This is a genomic window from Gordonia sp. i37 (genome assembly GCF_002043085.1).
Classification (GTDB): domain Bacteria; phylum Actinomycetota; class Actinomycetes; order Mycobacteriales; family Mycobacteriaceae; genus Gordonia; species Gordonia polyisoprenivorans.
Map to the genome: position 1 here is coordinate 1 of NZ_MVPX01000305.1, position 17,341 is coordinate 17,341.

Annotated in this window: 17 protein-coding genes and 1 pseudogene; 8 read left to right on the plus strand and 10 right to left on the minus strand. The window is 68.4% G+C overall.

Annotated features, from left to right (window positions below):
• Both B1964_RS14680 and B1964_RS31045 read right to left on the minus strand, forming a co-directional pair.
• Positions 1-547, minus strand: a 547-nt coding sequence (locus B1964_RS14680) for an aminotransferase class V-fold PLP-dependent enzyme (RefSeq protein ID WP_172398847.1), incomplete at its 3' end; no start/stop codon positions are given.
• Between the two features lie 217 nt (positions 548-764).
• Positions 765-953, minus strand: coding sequence for a hypothetical protein (locus B1964_RS31045; protein ID WP_253194005.1), 189 nt, complete (start codon positions 951-953; stop codon positions 765-767).
• Positions 954-1,058: 105 nt separating this feature from the next.
• On the opposite strand from B1964_RS31045, the gene B1964_RS30440 reads away from it, so the two are divergent.
• Positions 1,059-1,199, plus strand: a complete 141-nt coding sequence (locus B1964_RS30440) for a hypothetical protein (protein WP_172398846.1) — start codon at positions 1,059-1,061, stop codon at positions 1,197-1,199.
• A 153-nt stretch (positions 1,200-1,352) separates the two neighbouring features.
• On the opposite strand, the gene B1964_RS14690 is transcribed toward B1964_RS30440, so the two are convergent.
• The 5 genes from B1964_RS14690 to B1964_RS14710 form a co-directional block, all read right to left on the minus strand.
• Positions 1,353-1,850, minus strand: coding sequence for a DUF4334 domain-containing protein (locus B1964_RS14690; protein WP_020170758.1), 498 nt, complete (start codon positions 1,848-1,850; stop codon positions 1,353-1,355).
• The gene (locus B1964_RS14695) at positions 1,817-2,890 is read right to left on the minus strand and encodes a lysophospholipid acyltransferase family protein (RefSeq protein WP_079930296.1); all 1,074 of its coding nucleotides are present in this window, start codon (positions 2,888-2,890) and stop codon (positions 1,817-1,819) included. The genes B1964_RS14690 and B1964_RS14695 overlap by 34 nt, the downstream gene beginning before the upstream one ends.
• On the minus strand, positions 2,887-3,804 hold the full coding sequence (locus tag B1964_RS14700; protein WP_079930297.1) for a GNAT family N-acyltransferase: 918 nt from the start codon (positions 3,802-3,804) through the stop codon (positions 2,887-2,889). Before B1964_RS14700 ends, B1964_RS14695 begins: the two co-directional genes overlap by 4 nt.
• 100 nt (positions 3,805-3,904) lie before the next feature.
• The gene (locus B1964_RS14705) at positions 3,905-4,861 is read right to left on the minus strand and encodes an electron transfer flavoprotein subunit alpha/FixB family protein (RefSeq protein ID WP_079930298.1); all 957 of its coding nucleotides are present in this window, start codon (positions 4,859-4,861) and stop codon (positions 3,905-3,907) included.
• 101 nt (positions 4,862-4,962) lie between these two features.
• On the minus strand, positions 4,963-5,748 hold the full coding sequence (locus B1964_RS14710) for an electron transfer flavoprotein subunit beta/FixA family protein (protein ID WP_006371767.1): 786 nt from the start codon (positions 5,746-5,748) through the stop codon (positions 4,963-4,965).
• 140 nt (positions 5,749-5,888) lie between these two features.
• Here B1964_RS14710 and B1964_RS14715 point away from each other — a divergent pair, with 140 nt between their 5' ends.
• From B1964_RS14715 to B1964_RS14725, 3 genes are read left to right on the plus strand one after another with little or no spacing between them, the layout of a single operon-like run.
• On the plus strand, positions 5,889-6,692 hold the full coding sequence (locus B1964_RS14715; RefSeq protein WP_172398848.1) for a class I SAM-dependent methyltransferase: 804 nt from the start codon (positions 5,889-5,891) through the stop codon (positions 6,690-6,692).
• Positions 6,693-6,695: 3 nt separating this feature from the next.
• Positions 6,696-8,258: a glycoside hydrolase family 57 protein gene (locus tag B1964_RS14720; RefSeq protein ID WP_079930300.1), complete on the plus strand. Its 1,563-nt coding sequence runs from the start codon at positions 6,696-6,698 to the stop codon at positions 8,256-8,258.
• Positions 8,258-9,574 carry a glycosyltransferase family 4 protein gene (locus B1964_RS14725; RefSeq protein ID WP_079930304.1) on the plus strand — a complete coding sequence of 439 codons (1,317 nt, stop codon included), beginning with the start codon at positions 8,258-8,260 and terminating at the stop codon, positions 9,572-9,574. Before B1964_RS14720 ends, B1964_RS14725 begins: the two co-directional genes overlap by 1 nt.
• Before the next feature lie 3 nt (positions 9,575-9,577).
• On the opposite strand, the gene B1964_RS14730 is transcribed toward B1964_RS14725, so the two are convergent.
• The gene (locus tag B1964_RS14730; RefSeq protein ID WP_079930301.1) at positions 9,578-10,348 is read right to left on the minus strand and encodes an acyltransferase; all 771 of its coding nucleotides are present in this window, start codon (positions 10,346-10,348) and stop codon (positions 9,578-9,580) included.
• Positions 10,349-10,464: 116 nt separating this feature from the next.
• Between B1964_RS14730 and B1964_RS14735 the strand changes: the two genes are divergently transcribed.
• A complete protein-coding gene (locus B1964_RS14735) occupies positions 10,465-11,799 on the plus strand; it encodes a PQQ-binding-like beta-propeller repeat protein (RefSeq protein ID WP_006371775.1) in 1,335 nt (444 codons plus the stop codon).
• A gap of 40 nt (positions 11,800-11,839) precedes the next feature.
• On the opposite strand, the gene B1964_RS14740 is transcribed toward B1964_RS14735, so the two are convergent.
• Positions 11,840-12,823: a helix-turn-helix domain-containing protein gene (locus B1964_RS14740; RefSeq protein WP_079930302.1), complete on the minus strand. Its 984-nt coding sequence runs from the start codon at positions 12,821-12,823 to the stop codon at positions 11,840-11,842.
• A 53-nt stretch (positions 12,824-12,876) separates the two neighbouring features.
• Between B1964_RS14740 and B1964_RS31050 the strand changes: the two are divergent.
• Positions 12,877-13,953: pseudogene (locus B1964_RS31050) on the plus strand (MFS transporter); the annotation flags it as partial.
• Positions 13,954-14,139: 186 nt separating this feature from the next.
• Here the strand turns inward: B1964_RS31050 and B1964_RS31055 are convergent.
• A complete protein-coding gene (locus B1964_RS31055; protein ID WP_253194006.1) occupies positions 14,140-15,468 on the minus strand; it encodes a class I SAM-dependent methyltransferase in 1,329 nt (442 codons plus the stop codon).
• A 97-nt stretch (positions 15,469-15,565) separates the two neighbouring features.
• On the opposite strand from B1964_RS31055, the gene B1964_RS14755 reads away from it, so the two are divergent.
• Entirely contained in the window at positions 15,566-15,919 is a 354-nt protein-coding gene (locus B1964_RS14755) for a hypothetical protein (RefSeq protein ID WP_020170750.1), read from the plus strand.
• A 70-nt stretch (positions 15,920-15,989) separates the two neighbouring features.
• Positions 15,990-17,171, plus strand: a complete 1,182-nt coding sequence (locus tag B1964_RS14760) for an alpha/beta hydrolase (protein WP_079930303.1) — start codon at positions 15,990-15,992, stop codon at positions 17,169-17,171.
• Positions 17,172-17,341: the final 170 nt, after the last annotated feature.

The following is a 17,341-nucleotide window of genomic DNA, read 5'->3' on the forward strand; positions in this document are numbered from 1 at the left end:
AGTGCATGGGAATGCCGAACTCGGTGGCAATCGCAACCAGGTCGGCGATCGGTTCGATCGTCCCGACCTCGTTGTTGGCCCACATGATCGACACCAGGGCGGTCTCGTCGGCGTGCGCGGCGAGTTCGGCGCGCAGCGCCGCAGGCGAGACGAACCCGGCGTCGTCGACCGGCAGGATCACCAGTTCGGCGCCCTGCGTGGCCAGCCATTGCGCGGAGTCGACGATCGCGTGGTGCTCGATGGACGAGATCACGACCCGACGGCGTCGGTCGTCGGCCTGGCGTCGTGCCCAGTAGATCCCTTTGACCGCGAGGTTGTCGGCCTCGGTACCCCCGCTGGTGAAGATCCCCTCCGACGGCCGCGCACCGAGCGAGGCCGCGATCGTCTCCCTGGCCTCCTCGAGCAGACGCCGCGCCCACCGGCCCGCCCCGTGCAGCGACGAGGCGTTGCCGGGCTGGGCGTAGACGGCGTTCATCGCCTCGATGGCCTCGGGGAGCATCGCGGTCGAGGCGGCGTGATCGAGGTAGACGGGGGCTCGGGTGGGCATGGACATGTCGTTGCCAAGGATAGACGCGCGCGGGGTCCCAACCAATTCCACATCGGCCCGAAATTCTCGACGGCCCGCGATTCTCGACGCGCCGTGTCCCGCCGCGGATGCGGGTATGCGCTCAGCCGCGCCACCTGCCCGACGTGGAGAACCCCGTGCGGACCGTGTTGGCGGCAGGCGCGGCAAGCCAGGCGAAGGTGTCCTCGTCGTGGCACAGTCAGATGCGCACGGCAGCGGCGGACGCCGCGTAGTTCGGGAGTTCGCCGCCGGTGGCCCCGGGCGCCGTCGCGTCGAGGACCGCGCCTGCCGGTGGCGCGTCGAGCCCTCCGGCGAGCCCGACCACGTACAGATACGCCGCTGCGTCACAGTGCGCTGCGCACCGGCGGCTCGTCGGCGAACGCCCCACCGAGCATCCGGACCTCGACGATCACCGGGCCCGTGATCGACGCGGCGTGCCGATCCGCGCGCGGTACTGGTGGCCGGATCGATCTCGCAGACGTCCAATGCGTTGGTGAGCACCAGGATCGAATGCCCTTCGACCCCGGTGGCGCCGTGCCCATGGGCCCACACCGCCACGGTCACGGCGTTGGCGGCGGCAACGCCGACGACGGCGGCGGCGGTGACATCCACCACCGCCCAGGGGCGTGGGTGACGGTGAGGTTGAAACCGACGGTCTCGGGGCGGTCGGTCTCGGGGGGACACGTCAGGGCCTCTCGTCGGGTCGATGCTGTCGAACCGACTGTCGCGTCACCCTCTTGGAAACCCCTTGCCGACCGCTTGGGTACCCGGCAGTTGTAGTCCCGGGTCAGTCCCGGTCGAGGTAGAAGTACAGATGCCGACCGTCGACCACTCCGCCCTTGCCGTTCATGATCCCCATGACGGTGGTGTCGTCGACCTTCTTGAAGTGGTCGATCACCGGCTGGCCGTCGTAGACCATCGAGGCGGTGACCTCACCGCGGAACTCGATCATCCAGAGGCTGGCCTCACCCTTGCCGAGTTCGGTGTTGGAGTACAGATCGCCATCGGCGTTGCGACACACCAGGGGCTGCACCTCGGAGCGGGAGATGAAGGTCTTGCCGTACCAACCGACGCGCGGGAGCATCCCGTTGGCCTTGTGCCCGGTGGTGAATTCGCCACCGCGCCACCGTCCCAGCATCTCCTCGGGGCGCAGGGTCGGCAGCGCCGCCCAAATCGCGTCGAGGTCGGCGTCGTCGACGGTGCCGTCGGCCGCGCGCAGGTCGGCGAATCGGGCACGTGCCTGATCGACGGTCAGCTTCGTCGAGGATGAGAGTGTGTCGGACATGCAGCGGCCCCTTCCGGCCCGGGAAACAACGGTGTCACGCCACGCACAGGCGTTCTGACATCATATATGTTGTTTGATTCCCGATGCCGGATGGACGCCCGGTCTCCCCGTGGCGCCGATCGGATCAGCTGTTCGCAGCGCGCGGCCATCGTCCGTCGGTCGCCCGAGGGCAGCTGCGGTTCGTGCAGACTGACGTGAACCGCGACGGCCCGCATCCGCAGCACCCGGGCAAGGGTGTCCGCCGGTCCGTCGTCGCCGATGAAACCCGTTTCGGCCGTGGGGATTCCGTCGGCACTGAAGGCGATACCGATGGGCAGGATCGGCACCCCCGCATCGAGGGCCGATTGGAAGAAGGCCGGCCGGAACCCGCCCTGCGCGCGGCCGCACCACGTGGTGCCCTCCGGGAAGACCGCCACCGACGAATCCCGTTCGAGCCCGGCGACGGCCTCGGAGATCACCGTCGGCAGCGTCCGCAATGAACCGCGGTCGATGCAGATGACGCCCAGTCGCCGCGCGAGCGTCGAGATGCCGGGCATGGCGGCGACATCGGACTTGGCGACGAAGTGCGCAGGCTGCACCACCGCGATCGCCAGGATGTCCAGATACGAGATGTGGTTGGCGACGATCAGGCCGCGGGCGCGCGACGGAAACGGTCGGCGATCATCGATGATGACGCGGATTCCGATGGCACGCAACAGCTCTCGCGCCGCCCACCGCAGGTAGGCGCGGCGCACCAGCCGGGGTGCCACGGTGGCCATCAGCCCCACGAGTCCGATCATCACGGCCGTCGTCACCAGACGGGCGATCCGCAGGGCCACCACGATCCGCCCGACCCGCGGCCCGGCGTCGTCGAGACAGTGCGACCCGCAGGGGCTCGTCGGATACCACGCGTGCCTCACCTCGACCTCGGTACGCCCCGGGGCGCTCACCGTACCGGCCGACCGGTCGAGTTCGGGCGATGCGGCGGGGTGTGAGTCCACGGTGCCCGGATCGATCCGCGGGTCCGCGAACGGGACCCGAACGCTGACCGCCGCGGTCACGCCGCGCCGCCGAGCCGAAGGACCGTGTCGCGGAGCCGGTCGAGATAGCGGAGGTTGGCACACTCGAGGTCCAGCACGGTCGGGAAATCGCCGACGTCGAAGGCCGGGTCGACCGCCGGGTCGCCACACACCCGCGCACCGAGGCGCAGGTAGGCACGCATGAGCGGCGGAAGCACGACCCTATCCGGCGCAGGGATGTCATCGAGCGCCACGCCGTCGACCCGGGGGCTCTCGTGCGGATGCACCCGCCACCGGGCCGGGTAGCGCTCGTTGAGTTCGTCGCGCGCGCCGCGCAGCGCGCTGCCACGAGCCGCACCGTCGATCGCCGGACCCCCGAGCGGCATCGACACCGACCCCATCAGGTAGCGGTATCCCGACTCCTGCAGGTAGCGCAGGATCGAGGCCCACATCAACGCGGTGACCGATCCGTCCCGGTGTCCGGTCGCCACACAGGCCCGGCCCATCTCGACGGTCATCGAGGCGATCTCGTCCAGTGCGGTCAGATCGAATTCGGTGGAGCTGTACCAGCCGCCGGCGGCGATGGCGCGTGGCGGCGGCAGCAACCGGGCGCAGCCGATGATGCCGTGCTCGTCGTGCCGGGCCAGCAGATGTTCACAGTGGTCGTCGAAATGGTCTGCGTCGCGGCGGGATTCGGCGTCGCCGATGTCATCGGAGAATCCCGGTTCGGCGGCGAAGACCTCGAACCGGAAGCGCTGGGCGGCCGCGATGTCGGCCGGGTCGTCGGTGAGCACGATCCGCAACGGCGCCGCGTGCACCAGGGTGCGACGGGACAAGCCACGGTCGGTGCAGGTCAGAGCGGCAACAGGTCCAGATGTCATACCTGAGATGAAAGCCAGACCGGGCATCGTGAGTGCGACGGCGGGTCGTCGTGTCGGTGCTGGTCGGGTGAACACGTCCCGCGTGGCCGACGGCAGCGTGAACTCTGCGCAAACACCGAAAGCGCCCCCGGGAGATCGGACATCCCGGGGGCGCTGTCGGTGACGCAGGAGGCGACTACTTGCGCTTCTTGACCTCTTCGGTCAGCTGCGGGGCGACGTTGAACAGGTCGCCGACGATGCCGAAGTCCGAGATCTCGAAGATCGGGGCCTCTTCGTCCTTGTTGACCGCGACGATGGTCTTCGAGGTCTGCATGCCCGCACGATGCTGGATGGCACCGGAGATACCCAGGGCGACGTAGAGCTGCGGCGAGACCGTCTTACCGGTCTGACCGACCTGGAACTGACCCGGGTAGTAGCCGGAGTCGACGGCGGCACGCGAGGCACCCACAGCGGCACCGAGCGAGTCGGCGAGTTCCTCGACCACCGAGAACTTCTCCGCCGACCCGACACCGCGGCCACCGGAGACCACGATCGAGGCCTCGGTCAGTTCCGGACGATCGCCACCGACGTTCGGCTCGATCTTGGTGATCTTCACCGCGTTCTCCGCCTGCGCGGGAACCTCGACGTCGACGCGCTCGCCGGCACCGGCCTGCGGAGCCGCCTCGACACCACCCGGACGAACCGAGAACACCGGCACATCGCCCTTGGCCTGGGCCTCGACGGTGAACGCGCCACCGAAGATCGAGTGGATGCCGATGCCGCCCTCCTTGACGTCGATGACGTCGGCGAGGACTCCCGAGCCCAGCCGCACGGCGAGGCGTCCGGCGATCTCCTTGCCGTCGGCGGTGGCCGCCACGAGGATGCCGGCCGGCGACGCCGACTCGGCGATCGAGGCGAGCACGTCGACCTGCGGGCTGATCAGGTAGGTCGCGGCGTCCTCGGACTCGGCGACGTAGATCTTCTCCGCACCGGCTTCTTTGAGGCCGTCGATGATGCCGTCGGCCTTGCCGGGGGCGCCGACCACGACGGCCGACGGAGCGCCCAACGCGCGGGCGGCGGTGATGAGTTCGCTGGTCACCTTCTTCAGGGCGCCCTCGGCGTCCTGCTCGACCAGAACGAGAACTTCTGCCATTTTCGTTTACTCCTGGATGTATGTGGGGCCCTGCGGAATTCGCACTAGGATGACGCCGGAGCGCAAGCCCGCGGGCACGGGTGGTGGTCTGCGGGCCGGTGCTAGATGATCTTCTGCGCGACCAGGTACTCGGCCACCTTCACGCCACCGTCACCCTCGTCGGTGACCCGCTCACCCGCGGTCTTCGGCGGCTTCGGGGTGGAGCTGGTGACCTCCGAGCCCGCGTTGGCCAGACCCACCTCGTCGGCCTCGACGTCGATCTCGGCCAGGCCGACGACCTGGACCTCTTTCTTCTTCGCGGCCATGATGCCCTTGAAGGACGGGAAACGCGGCTCGTTGATCTTCTCGTTGACGCTGACGATCGCCGGCAGCTCCGCGGTGATGTGGTAGATGCCGTCGTCGGTCTCACGCTCGCCGGTCAGGGTCTCGCCCTCCAGCGTGAGCTTGCGCAGATGCGTCAGATGCGGCAGCTCGAGGTACTCGGCGATCATCGCCGGGATCGCCCCGACGCGACCGTCGGTGGCCTCATTGCCGGCGATCACGAGTTCGACACCCTCGACGGTGCCCAACGCACGCGCGAGCACATACGCGGTCTGCACCGCATCGGAGCCGTGCAGCGCGTCGTCCTTGATGTGAATGGCCTTGTCGGCACCCATCGACAGCGCCTTGCGGATCGCCTCGGTCGCCCGCTCCGGACCAGCCGTCAACACGGTCACCTCGCCGCCGTTGGCTTCCTTGATCTGCAGCGCTTCCTCGACCGCACGCTCATTGATCTCATCGAGCACCGCATCGGCGGCCTCACGATCGAGGGTGTAATCGCCGTCGGAGAGCTTGCGCTCGGACCAGGTGTCAGGGACCTGCTTGATCAGAACGACAATATTTGTCATGGGTCTTCGTCGACCTCCTGCGTCGGGTTCGGCAACTTACCGGCGGGTAAGGCCATCGGTCTTCCCCACTTTAGCCCGTCCTATTATCGGGCAGAACATCGACTAGCTCACAAAATGGACGGGAGACTATTGTCGTGCGGATGACCGACGTACACCGGGACGTAACGCCCGGCACGCCGCGGAGCCTGACATCGGACGAACAGCTCGCCCTCACCGGGGAGCGCACGGTCCCCGGTATCCCCGCGGAGAACTATTGGTTCCGTCGTCATGAGGTCGCCTATGCTCACATCGTCGGTAGATGTGCCGCGCGCCAGGTCCTCGAGGCCGGTTCGGGTGAGGGGTACGGCGCGGCGATGCTCGCCGACGCCGGCGCGCAGGTCACCTGCGTGGACTACGACGAGTCGGCCGTCGCCCACACACGTCGTCGGTATCCGCAGGTGGAGATCCGGCAGGGCAATCTGATCGACTTGCCGCTACCCGACGGCTCGGTGGACGTGGTGGTCAACTTCCAGGTGATCGAACACCTGTGGGATCAGCCGGCCTTCCTCACCGAATGCGCGCGCGTCCTGCGACCGGGCGGCGAGCTGCTCATCTCCCCCCCCAACCGGATCACCTTCTCCCCGGGCCGCGACACCCCGCTCAACCCGTTCCACACCCGCGAACTCGACGCCGCCGAGTTGAGTGGATTACTCGCCGACGCCGGTTTCACCCTCACCTCGATGCTCGGCGTCCATCACGGCGAACGGCTCGCGGGTCTCGATCGCAAGTGGGGCGGTTCGCTCATCGACGCACAGATCGAACGCGCACTCGCCGGCCAACCCTGGCCCGAGGACTTGGTCGCCGACGTCGCCGGGATCGGCGCGGAGGACTTCGACATCCGTGACGCCGACGACGCCGACATCGACGCCAGTCTGGATCTGCTCGCGATCGCGATGCGGTCGTAGCGCGTGCCCACCCCGCACCGGACCCCGCCGTCCCCCGTCCCGGGCCAGTTCACCCTGGTCCTGCACTCGCATCTGCCGTGGTTGGCCAACCACGGCAGATGGCCCGTCGGCGAGGAATGGCTGTATCAGTCATGGGCCGCCTCGTATCTGCCGGTGTTCGCGATGCTGCGACGACTGGCCGCCGACGGTTTCTCCGACATGGTCTCGCTCGGGATCACCCCGGTGCTCGCCGCACAGCTCGACGACCCGCACTGCACGGCGTCGATGTATGAGTGGTTGGCCGACTGGCGGTTGCGGGCGATGGAGGCGGCCGTCGACGCCGACACCGACCGGCGTGCCCTGGGTCTGCGTGAACATCGCAGCGCGACAAAGGCATTGGCCGAATTCGAGCGCCATTGGCGTCTCGGGGGCGCCGCGACGATCCGACAGGTGGCCGACAGCGGCGTCGCCGAGATCCTCGGCGGGCCGCTCGCCCATCCGTTCGCACCGTTACTCGACGCCCGGTTGCGGCGATTCTCCCTGGGCGAAGGCCTCGCCGATGCCCACTTACGCTGGGGCACAAGACCGCACGGGATCTGGGCTCCCGAATGCGCCTTCGCCCCGGGAATGGAAACCGAGTACGCCGCCGCGGGCGTCGGCCACTTCATGGTCGACGGCCCGACGCTGCGCGGGGACACCGCACTCGGACGGCCCGTCGGCACCGGCGACGTCCTGGCCTTCGGCCGTGACCTGACCGTCAGCTACCGGGTGTGGTCCCCGAAATCGGGGTATCCGGGGCACGCCGCGTATCGCGATTTCCACACCTACGATCACGCAACCGGGCTCAAGCCGTCCCGGGTGACCGGGAAAACCGTGGCCGCCCAGGACAAGAAGCCCTACGACCCGCAGCGCGCCGATGCGGTGATCGACCGCCACGTCGACGACTTCATCGGCCATGTCCGCCGACGCCTGATCTCCGAGTCGCAGCGCATCGGACGGCCGGCGCTGGTGGTCGCGGCCTTCGACACCGAGTTGTTCGGTCATTGGTGGCACGAGGGACCGGTCTGGCTCGATCGCGTGCTGCGCAGGCTGCCCGAGGCGGGCGTGCAGGTGGGCACCCTCGCCGGCGCCGCCGCACACGGCTATGTCGGTGCGCCCGTGGATCTTCCGCCCTCGTCGTGGGGATCAGGCAAGGACTGGCGGGTCTGGGAGGGGCCGCAGGTGTCGCATCTCGTGCAGCTCAACGCCGAGGTGAGCCGGACCGCTCTCGACGCGGTCGACAAGATCGTCGACCCGCGGGCGGGCCGCCACCACGTCGCCGACCAGATCGTCCGTGAAGCGCTGCTGACGGTCTCGTCGGACTGGCCGTTCATGGTGTCCAAGGACACTGCCGCCGATTACGCGATCGGCCGTGCCCACACCCACGCCCACGCGACCCGCGAGATCGTCGACGCCGCCCTGCGTGGCCGCGCCGCCGCAGCGGAGAGGTTGCGACACAACTGGTCTCGCGCCGAAAACCTGTTCGCCGACCTCGACGCGCGCCGACTGCTCGAGATCACCGACACCACCACCGGGCGGTGCCGGTGATGCGGGTCCTGCTCATCTCGTGGGAGTACCCACCGGTCGTCGTCGGCGGGTTGGGTCGTCACGTGCACCACCTGGCCACCGAGTTGGCCGGCCTCGGCCACGACGTCGTCGTCCTCACCCGGCGTCCCTCGGGTACCGATGCGGTGTCGCATCCGACGACCGATCGCGTCGTCGACGGGGTGCGGGTGATCGCGGTGGCCGAGGATCCGCCGGAGTTCTCCTTCGGTACCGACATGATGGCCTGGACACTGGCGATGGGCCACGGTTTCATCCGCGCGGGGCTGACGATCCTCGCCGGCGAGCGGGGGTCACGGGCGACGAGCTGGACTCCGGAGGTCGTCCACGCGCACGACTGGATCGTGGCGCACCCGGCCATCGCGCTCGCCGAGATCTTCGACGTGCCACTGATCTCCACGATCCACGCGACCGAGGCCGGACGCCACAGCGGGTGGGTCAGCGGCCGGATCAACCGCCAGGTCCACTCGGTGGAATGGTGGCTGGCGACCGACTCCGACGCCCTGATCACCTGCTCGGAATCGATGCGCGACGAGGTGACCCGCCTGTTCGGCCCGGCGGTGCCCGACCCCTCCGGCACCGCGCGCCCTGTTCCGGGTCCCCGCCTCGCCGATATCACGGTGATCCACAACGGCATCGACATCCGCGCGTGGCCGTTCGCGCCGCGCCCGACGCCGACGGGTCCCGCCGAGTTGCTGTTCGCCGGCCGGCTCGAATACGAGAAGGGCGTACAGGACCTCCTCGCCGCGCTCCCTCGTATCCGTCGTACCCACCCGGGCACGACGCTGACCATCGCCGGCACCGGAACACAGCTGGAGTGGCTGACCGAGCAGGCCCGCCGACATCGGGTCGGGCGTGCGGTGACCTTCCTCGGCGCGGTCGATCATCGGGGCCTGGTGGAGTTGATGCATCGGTGCGCCGCGATCGTGCTGCCGAGCCGCTACGAGCCGTTCGGGATCGTGGCGCTCGAGGCCGCGGCGACCGGGATTCCCCTGGTGACCTCCACCGCGGGCGGCCTGGGTGAGGCGGTCCGAGACGGGGTGACCGGCCTGTCGTTCGAGCCCGCCGATGTCGCAGGACTGGCCGCGACGGTGCGGGCGACCCTGACCGATCCCGACTCGTCGGCGCAGCGCGCCCGGCGCGCGCGGGCACGGTTGTCGGAGGATTTCGCGTGGACGGAGGTCGCGGCGCGCACCGCGTCGGTCTACGCCTCGGCCAAACGCCGGGTCCGCCAACCGTCGGGGCGACCGACCATCGCGCAACGCCCACTGCCCGAACGAGACCCGGCGCAGCCGGAGTGAGCGCTACTTCTCGGCCTGCGCCTTCTTGCGCTCGACGTCGGCCTGCGCCTTCTTGCGCTCGATGTCGGCAAGTGCGCGTTCGAGTTCCGCGCGCTGGGCGGCGTTGGCATCCCACGCATCCTTGCGGTTCTTGACGACCCGGGCCGGCGCACCGACCGCGATCGAGTAGTCGGGGATCTCCCCGCGTACCACCGCATGTGAGCCGAGCACGCACCCGCGTCCGACGATCGTGTTGCGCAGCACCGACACCTTGGCCGCGATCCAGGTGTCGGGCCCGATGCGCACCGGCCCCTTGACGATTCCCTGATCCTTGATCGGCAAGGTGATGTCGTCCATCCGGTGGTCGAAATCGCAGATGTAGCACCAGTCGGCGATCAGCGTCGAGCCACCGATCTCCAGGTCCAGGTAGGAGTTGACGACGTTGTTGCATCCGAACACCGTCTTGTCGCCGATGCGCAGGCTGCCCTCGTGCGCGCGGATGGAATTGCCGTCGCCGATGTGCACCCAGCGACCGATCTCCATCCGGCTCAACTCGGGGGTCGCATGGATCTCCACATTGCGCCCCAGGAACACCATGCCGCGCAACACGATGTGGGGATTGGCGAGCCGGAACCGCGCCAACCGCAGGTATCGCACGAGATACCACGGCGTATATGCCCGATTCCGCAGCACCCACCGCAGGGAGTCGAGGCTGACGAATCGAGCCTGCGCCGGATCCCGACGTCGCCCCGCCCGCCACCTCGACCGGTAGCTGGCATTCCACATCGTCGTCATGGATGGCCACCATAATCGACTCCCCCGGCCTGGCCGTCGTCGGCGGGCCACACGATAGGCTCTACCGTTGGCGCCGCCGGTGCGAGGTTCCGACGGCCAGGCGAAGAGGAGCTCCGATGGCGGTTGCCCGACGGTCACGTGCCCGAGGCCGGTTTCCGGCGCTCGTCGCCGTGGTACTCGGTCTGGTGACCGCGATGGCACTGTCGTCCTGTTCGGACGGGCACATCGACATCCGTTCCGTCTACGGCGCGGGATGGTCGAGTTTCGGCGGCAACGCCGGCAATTCGAACTTCGTCTACCCCACCGTCCCCGATGATCTCGCGTTGAGCTGGACCCGTCCGACCGGCGGCACGGTGACCGCACCGGTGACCATCTCGGCGACCGGCAATGTGGGCGTCACGTCGAACTCCTCGGGGTGCGACCTGTTGGTGCTCGATCAGCGCAACGGCCGCAAGAACTTCTGCAAGAACATGCGCGACGGCGTGGCCTCCAACGCGATGCTCACCGATCAATACGATCAGCCCTACATCGGCGAGGAGACCACATTCCTCGCCTTCAACGCCGGCGGCGCGATCCGCTGGCGGATGCCGGTGATCGGGGTACCACTCTCGGCGAAGTTCGCCGACAGCGGGGTGGTCCTCGTCGTCACCACGCAAGGTCAGATCCTGCTGCTCGACACCCAGACCTCGAACCCCGTTGCCCCGGAGGTGCGCCTGCGCCCGGAGGCCGATCCGGGGGATCCGCTGTACGGCTTCGGTGACTGCGTCACCAACGGTCCCCGCTGTACGGTCCCCGCACCACCCGCGGTCGACGTCGCCCATCAACGCTTCTTCCTCAACGTCTGGCCGACCGGCGCGATCGCGAGCGAGATCCGCGGTTTCTCCTATGCCGCCACCGACGGCAAGCGCACGGTGACCGAACTGTGGAAAGCCCAGGTGCCCGGCGGGGTCATCGGGCCGGCGACGGTCTCGGCGGACGGCGCGACCATCTACGCCTTCAGCAGGCTCGGCCAGATCGTGGCACTCGACGCGGCCACCGGCCGGACCCGCTGGACCTACGACAACGGCGGCTACGGTTTTGCCACCATGACGGTCTCGCCGGATGGCCTGATCATTCCGACGGGCGTGATCGGGGCACCGCTGACCCTGCTGCGCGACGAGGGCAACCGCGCCGAAAAGGTGTGGCAGCGTGATGATCTCGCCACCGTGAGCCTTTCGGCCCTGACCAGTGCCGGTACCGCGTGGACCGTGGTTCGCGACGCGGGTGCGCAGACATTGTCGCTGACCGAGGTGTCGACCACCGACGGCAAGACGAAACGGTCGGTGCCGCTGCCGGATTCGGGTGGGTTCGCCACCGGGATCGCGGTGTCGTCGTCCGGTCAGATCGCCACCGCCACCAATATCGGCGAGGTGTATTTCTTCGACAGCAAGCGCAACATCGCCGGACAATAGACCTGCGAGCCGGTGATGCCGGCCCACGGGCGCAGTCGGCTCACGCTCCGCGAAAGGTCTTGCGGTACGCCGACGGAGCCATGCCGAGCTCGTTGCGCAGATGGTGCCGCAGGTTGTCCGCCGACCCCAGGCCCGACCGCTGCGCGATCTCGTCGATCGAGGCGCCCGTGGTCTCGAGCAGTTCGCGCGCGAGATCGAGTCGCCGGTCACGCAGCCACGATCCCGGCGCCGTTCCGGTCTCCTCCCGGAATCGGCGGATGAAGGTGCGGACACTCAGATGCGCATGCGCGGCAAGCCGTTCCACGCTCAGCGCCTCGTCGAGGTGGGTCAGCGCCCACTCCCGCGTGGCCTGCGTGAGGTGACCGGCGTCGTCGGGGACCCCGCGCTCGATGAATTGTCCCTGACCGCCCTCGCGCCACGGCGGGACGACGCAGTGCCGCGCGACCCGATTGGCGACCGCGGCGCCGTGATCGCGACGGATGATGTGCAGACACAGGTCGATTCCCGCCGCCAACCCCGCCGAGCTGAGGATCCGGCCCTCGTCGACATAGAGGACCGACTCATCCAGTGCCACATCGGGGTACAGCCTTCGGAAGTCGTCGGCGTAGCGCCAGTGGGTGGTGGCACGGCGACCGTCGAGGAAGCCTGCGGCGGCGAGCAGGAACGCCCCGGTACAGATCGACACGATCCGGGTGTCGGGACGGATCCGTGCCAACGCCGCGGCCACGCCGTCGGGCATCGTCGCCCGTCGACGGCAGTTCTCGTCACGGGTGCCCGGGACGATCACGGTGTCGGCCGTTGCGATCGCCTCCGGCCCCGCTCCCGCGATCAGCTGATAGGCGGTGGTGGTCGCCACCGGCCCCGGGGTGATGGACACCGTCGTCACCTCGTACAACGCGCGCCCGGCCTCGTCAGACGCCTGCCCGAACAGCAGGGGCGGGATGGTCGCATCGAAGCCGACCACGGGTGGCACGAGCAGTACCGCCACCCGGTGCGGAACCGGCGTGGCACAATTTTCCGACATATTGGCAATCATGCCAGTGGCACGTGGTCTTGGCCATCCCCGATGCTGTTCGGGTGACCACCGATACCCGCCGTGCCGGGCCACCCGCACGCCCGCGACGCCGGCCGCATTGGGCGTGGATCGTCGCCGCCGTCAGCTTCGTCGCGATCCTCGGCGCTGCCGGATTCCGCGCCGTGCCCAGCGTCATGATGGATCCGCTGCACATGGAGTTCGGCTGGTCGCACGCCACGGTCGGCTTGGCGATGTCGATCAACATGGTGCTGTTCGGCGTCACCGCTCCGTTCGCGGCGGCACTCATGGATCGCTTCGGGGTCCGGCCGATCCTGACCATCGCGCTGGTCCTCATCGCCGCCGGCACCGGTCTGGGTGTCTTCATGACGGCGAGCTGGCAGTTGCTGGTGTTGTGGGGGGTGCTCGTCGGACTCGGCACCGGGTCGATCTCGATGGGCTTCGTCGCGACCGTGTCCACTCGGTGGTTCGTCGAACGCCGCGGCCTGGTGACAGGAGTGCTGACCGCCGCGTCGGCGACCGGCCAGCTCATCTTCTTGCCGATCGTCGCCCACCTCACCGACTCCCGCGGGTGGCGCGTCGCGTCGATCGTCGTCACCGTGGCCGCCCTGGCCGTGGTGCCACTGGTCCTGCTGTTCATCCGCGACCGGCCCGCCGACGTCGGCACCACCGCCTACGGCGCTCCTCCCGGTGGCGAGGACTCGGTACTACCCACTCGTGGATTCGGTGCCGCCGCAAGCGGATTGCTCCAGGGCATGCGAGTACGCGCCTTCTGGCTGCTGGCGGCGAGTTTCGCGATCTGCGGGGCCACCACCAACGGTCTGATCGGTACACATTTCATCCCGGCCGCGCACGACCACGGCATGCCGACGACCGTCGCCGCCTCGCTGCTCGCCACGATCGGCATCTTCGACGTCGCGGGCACGGTGTTCTCCGGGTGGCTCACCGATCGTGTCGATCCTCGCGTCCTTCTCGTCGTCTACTACCTCGGACGGGGCGTGTCCCTACTCCTGCTGCCACTGCTGCTGTCTCCCCACGCCGAACCGAGCACCTGGGTGTTCATCATCTTCTACGGATTGGACTGGGTCGCAACGGTTCCGCCGACGATTGCGATCTGCCGCCACTACTTCGGCGCCGACACGCCGGTGGTGTTCGGCTGGGTCTTCGCCTTCCATCAGGTGGGGGCGGCCGTCGCCGCCTTCGGCGCCGGCTACATTCGCGACGCACAGGGCTCCTACGACAACGCTTTCCACGTGGCCGCCGCCCTGTGCGTGATCGCTGCCGGATGCTGTGCGGCGATCCGGCTCTCAGCCCGCCCGGACGCCGGGCTCGCAGACGAAGCCGACCCCCTTGCGGCCGATCCGGGTGAGCACCAGCGCCAGCGGACGGGAACCCTTGAGCTTGAGCCGCTTTCGAAGCGAGTCCGGGTCGACGTCGAGGCCGCGGACGAGGATCTCCAGTGAACCGCAGTCATACGAGGCGAGCGCTTTGCGGAGCACCTTCTCCCCTGTCGATGGCAGGCGCTCGATGATGCGGAAACCGCGCTCACCGTCGGGCACCGAATCGCCGGTGAGATAGGCGATGTGCGGATCGATCTGCCAGAGCCCGTGCCGATGCGCATAGTGGCGCACCAGACCCGCGCGCACCACCGCTCCGTCCGGATCGAGGAGGAACGTCCCGGGGTCACCCACGGCGACATCGTCGGACTCGGCGTCGGTGATCTCCCACACCCGCACCGTGCCGTCGGCGTCGGTACGCATCACCGTGGCCCGACGCCCGTCGTCGATCCCCGGGCCCGACCACAGACAGGCTTCGCGCACCGACGAATCCAGCGACGTCACCTGCACCTCACCGGCGAACCCGAACCGGTCGCGCAACACCTGATAGTCCAGTCCCGGAGCGCATTTCACCACCAGTGGCCGCCCGGCGTAGGTCATCAGCACATCGAGAAGCGGCGGCGTCAGGGCATCGAGACGGAAGACGCGGCCGGTACCCGAACGGCGAGCCGGGTCGGCGAGGAACACATCGGCTCTCGACGTCGGCGTGAGGGCGTCGGCGACGAGCAGCGTCGGGACCCGGCCCGTACCGATCGCCATGCTCTTCGGGTCCACAGTGTTCTGTTGGGCCACCGTGTTCTGTTGGGCCACCGTGTTCTGTTGGACCCCCGTGCTCTGTTGGACCCCCGTGCTCTGTTGGACCACCGTGTTGTGCCGCGCCATGGCCAGTCGTACGCGGTCGAGATCACTGCCGATCACCCCACCGATTCCCGGAACAGCGGCCAGCTCGATCAGCTCACCGCCGATTGAGCAGGTGACGTCGTGGACCACTGCCCCTGGCCAGCGGGTGGCGATCTCGGTGGCCCGGTGCCCGGCCACCGGGGATGCGGTCGCCTGTTGCAGGGCATCGTCGGTGAGCAGGAGATCGTCGGCGTGGCGCAGCTTTCCGGCCGCTCGCCGACGGCACCGCACGGTCTCGATCAGTGCTGCGTCGTGCGGGGCATAACGGCTGCGCGCCTCGGTGACGTCGGCGAGCATCGACCGATCGGTCAGCGGCAACGCCGACACCATCTCAAGGGCCTTCGCCCCGTGTCGCGACCGTAGGAAGGCCACATCGTCTACCCCGAACCGGTACCCCATCGCCTCAATACTCCCCCGGGCGATCACCCTTGCTCAAGGTTAGGTCACCCTTTGACTTATTAGGTAACCCTCAGTGATGATGTCGGCCATGGGAAGAATGAGAAGAACAGTCGTCCTCGCCCTCGCCGGCACGGCCACCGCCGCCGGCGGACTCGTGGTCGGTACCGGCGCGGCCGCTGCCGCGCTCCCCGACGGGGCGTACCGGCTGTGTGTACACACCCAATACGGCAGCTCGGTCGAGCAACGCTGTGGTGACTACACCGTCGAGGGCGACAAGCTGATCGGGACGGCGGGCACCCTCGACCTGGTGAGTACGCCCTGGGGCGCCTACGCCGACATCCCGCCGGTCAGCCGGATCACCTTCGTCAAGACCGGTACCGGCTACCAGGCGATCAACTCGGTTCTCGGCGTCCCGGTCGCGACCTCGACGTTCACCCCGGTCGCCGACTGATCGGCCGCACACGCCGCTCTCCGGGAGCAGCGGTCATGACCTTCGACGAGCCAGCCGTTAGTCTCACGTCGTGGCATCGACAGACGACCGTCCGGCCGAACTCTCGGGTCCGCCCACCACACGTGCTGCGTGGTGGGCGGATCTGCCTGTCGCGCAGCGAGAACGGTTGCACACCGAGCATCCGGAGTGGATCGGTAACAGCGACGGAATCCCGGCCGCGGACCGCGATCTCGCGAATCGCGCGCTGCTGCCCACGGTCCGCGACAATCTGGAGAAGCAGAGCCGCACATTGGCAGAACGTCTCGCCGACAACCGATTCGGCGGTACGTTCACCTCCGATGACTCGCGCAAGTGGTACGTCGACGCGAAGATCGCCGACATCGGGGCCATCGAACGGGAGCTCCGCCGCTCCGAGCCGGCCCATCCGCGGCTGCTCATCTCGTTCGACATGCACAGCGGTGAGCGCGGGCACGCCGCGGTGGCCATCGGCAATCCCGACTCCGCCGACCACATCGGCGTCACCACCCCCGGTTTGGGGACCACCGTGCACCCGTCCCTGACCGGCGATTTGCCCTACCAGGGCATGGGCGGTGAGGGGCGCCTGCTGCGCGAGGAGACCCTGCGCCAGCTGGCCATCGTCGGACGCCCCACCGAGACCGTCGCCGCGATCGCCTGGATCGGTTACGACACACCGAATTTCAAGGGACCGGGTCGCCGCGTCTCCACGGCCCGCGGCGCTATGCATGTCGCCACGTCGAGCAAGGCGCGCGACACCGCACCCATCCTGTCGCGGTTCTTCGCCGGCCTCGTCGCGGCGTCGGATCGCCGACCCCACCTGGTTGCCCTGGGCCACTCGTACGGGTCACTGGTCACCGCCGAGGCCCTCCGGCTGACTCATGGCCTCATCGACGACGTCATCTTCTACGGCTCCCCCGGCCTCGGCGGTGACCGCGGATTCGACCTCGACTACACGCCGGAGAGCTTCAACCTCGTGTCCGGTGCCGCTTATGTCCTGAAGAACGACGACGACCAGATCGCCGACCTCGGACTGTTCGGCAGCGACCCCGTCGAGAGCCCGTCGCTGATCCGCCTCGCCACCCGCGCCGGCCTCGACCGCACCGGCGTCCGGCGCGTCGGATCGGCCGGCCACGCCACCTACACGCGCGACGTCGAGGGGAAATCGACGATGGCCCAATACAATATGGCCGCCGTGCTCGGGCAGATGCCCGAGCACCTGATCACTGGGCGGTGAGGGCCGAAAACCGTTCTTCCCCAAGACTTTCGTTCTTCCGCTGGAGATTTCTTACGGAAGAGTGAAAGTCTTGGGGAAGAACAGTCACACCTGGGCTAACTGCAATACCGTTCAGTTAAGGTTACATGGGTGTAGTTTGTAGGGTATGCCTCGTGCTGGGTGGGTGAAGC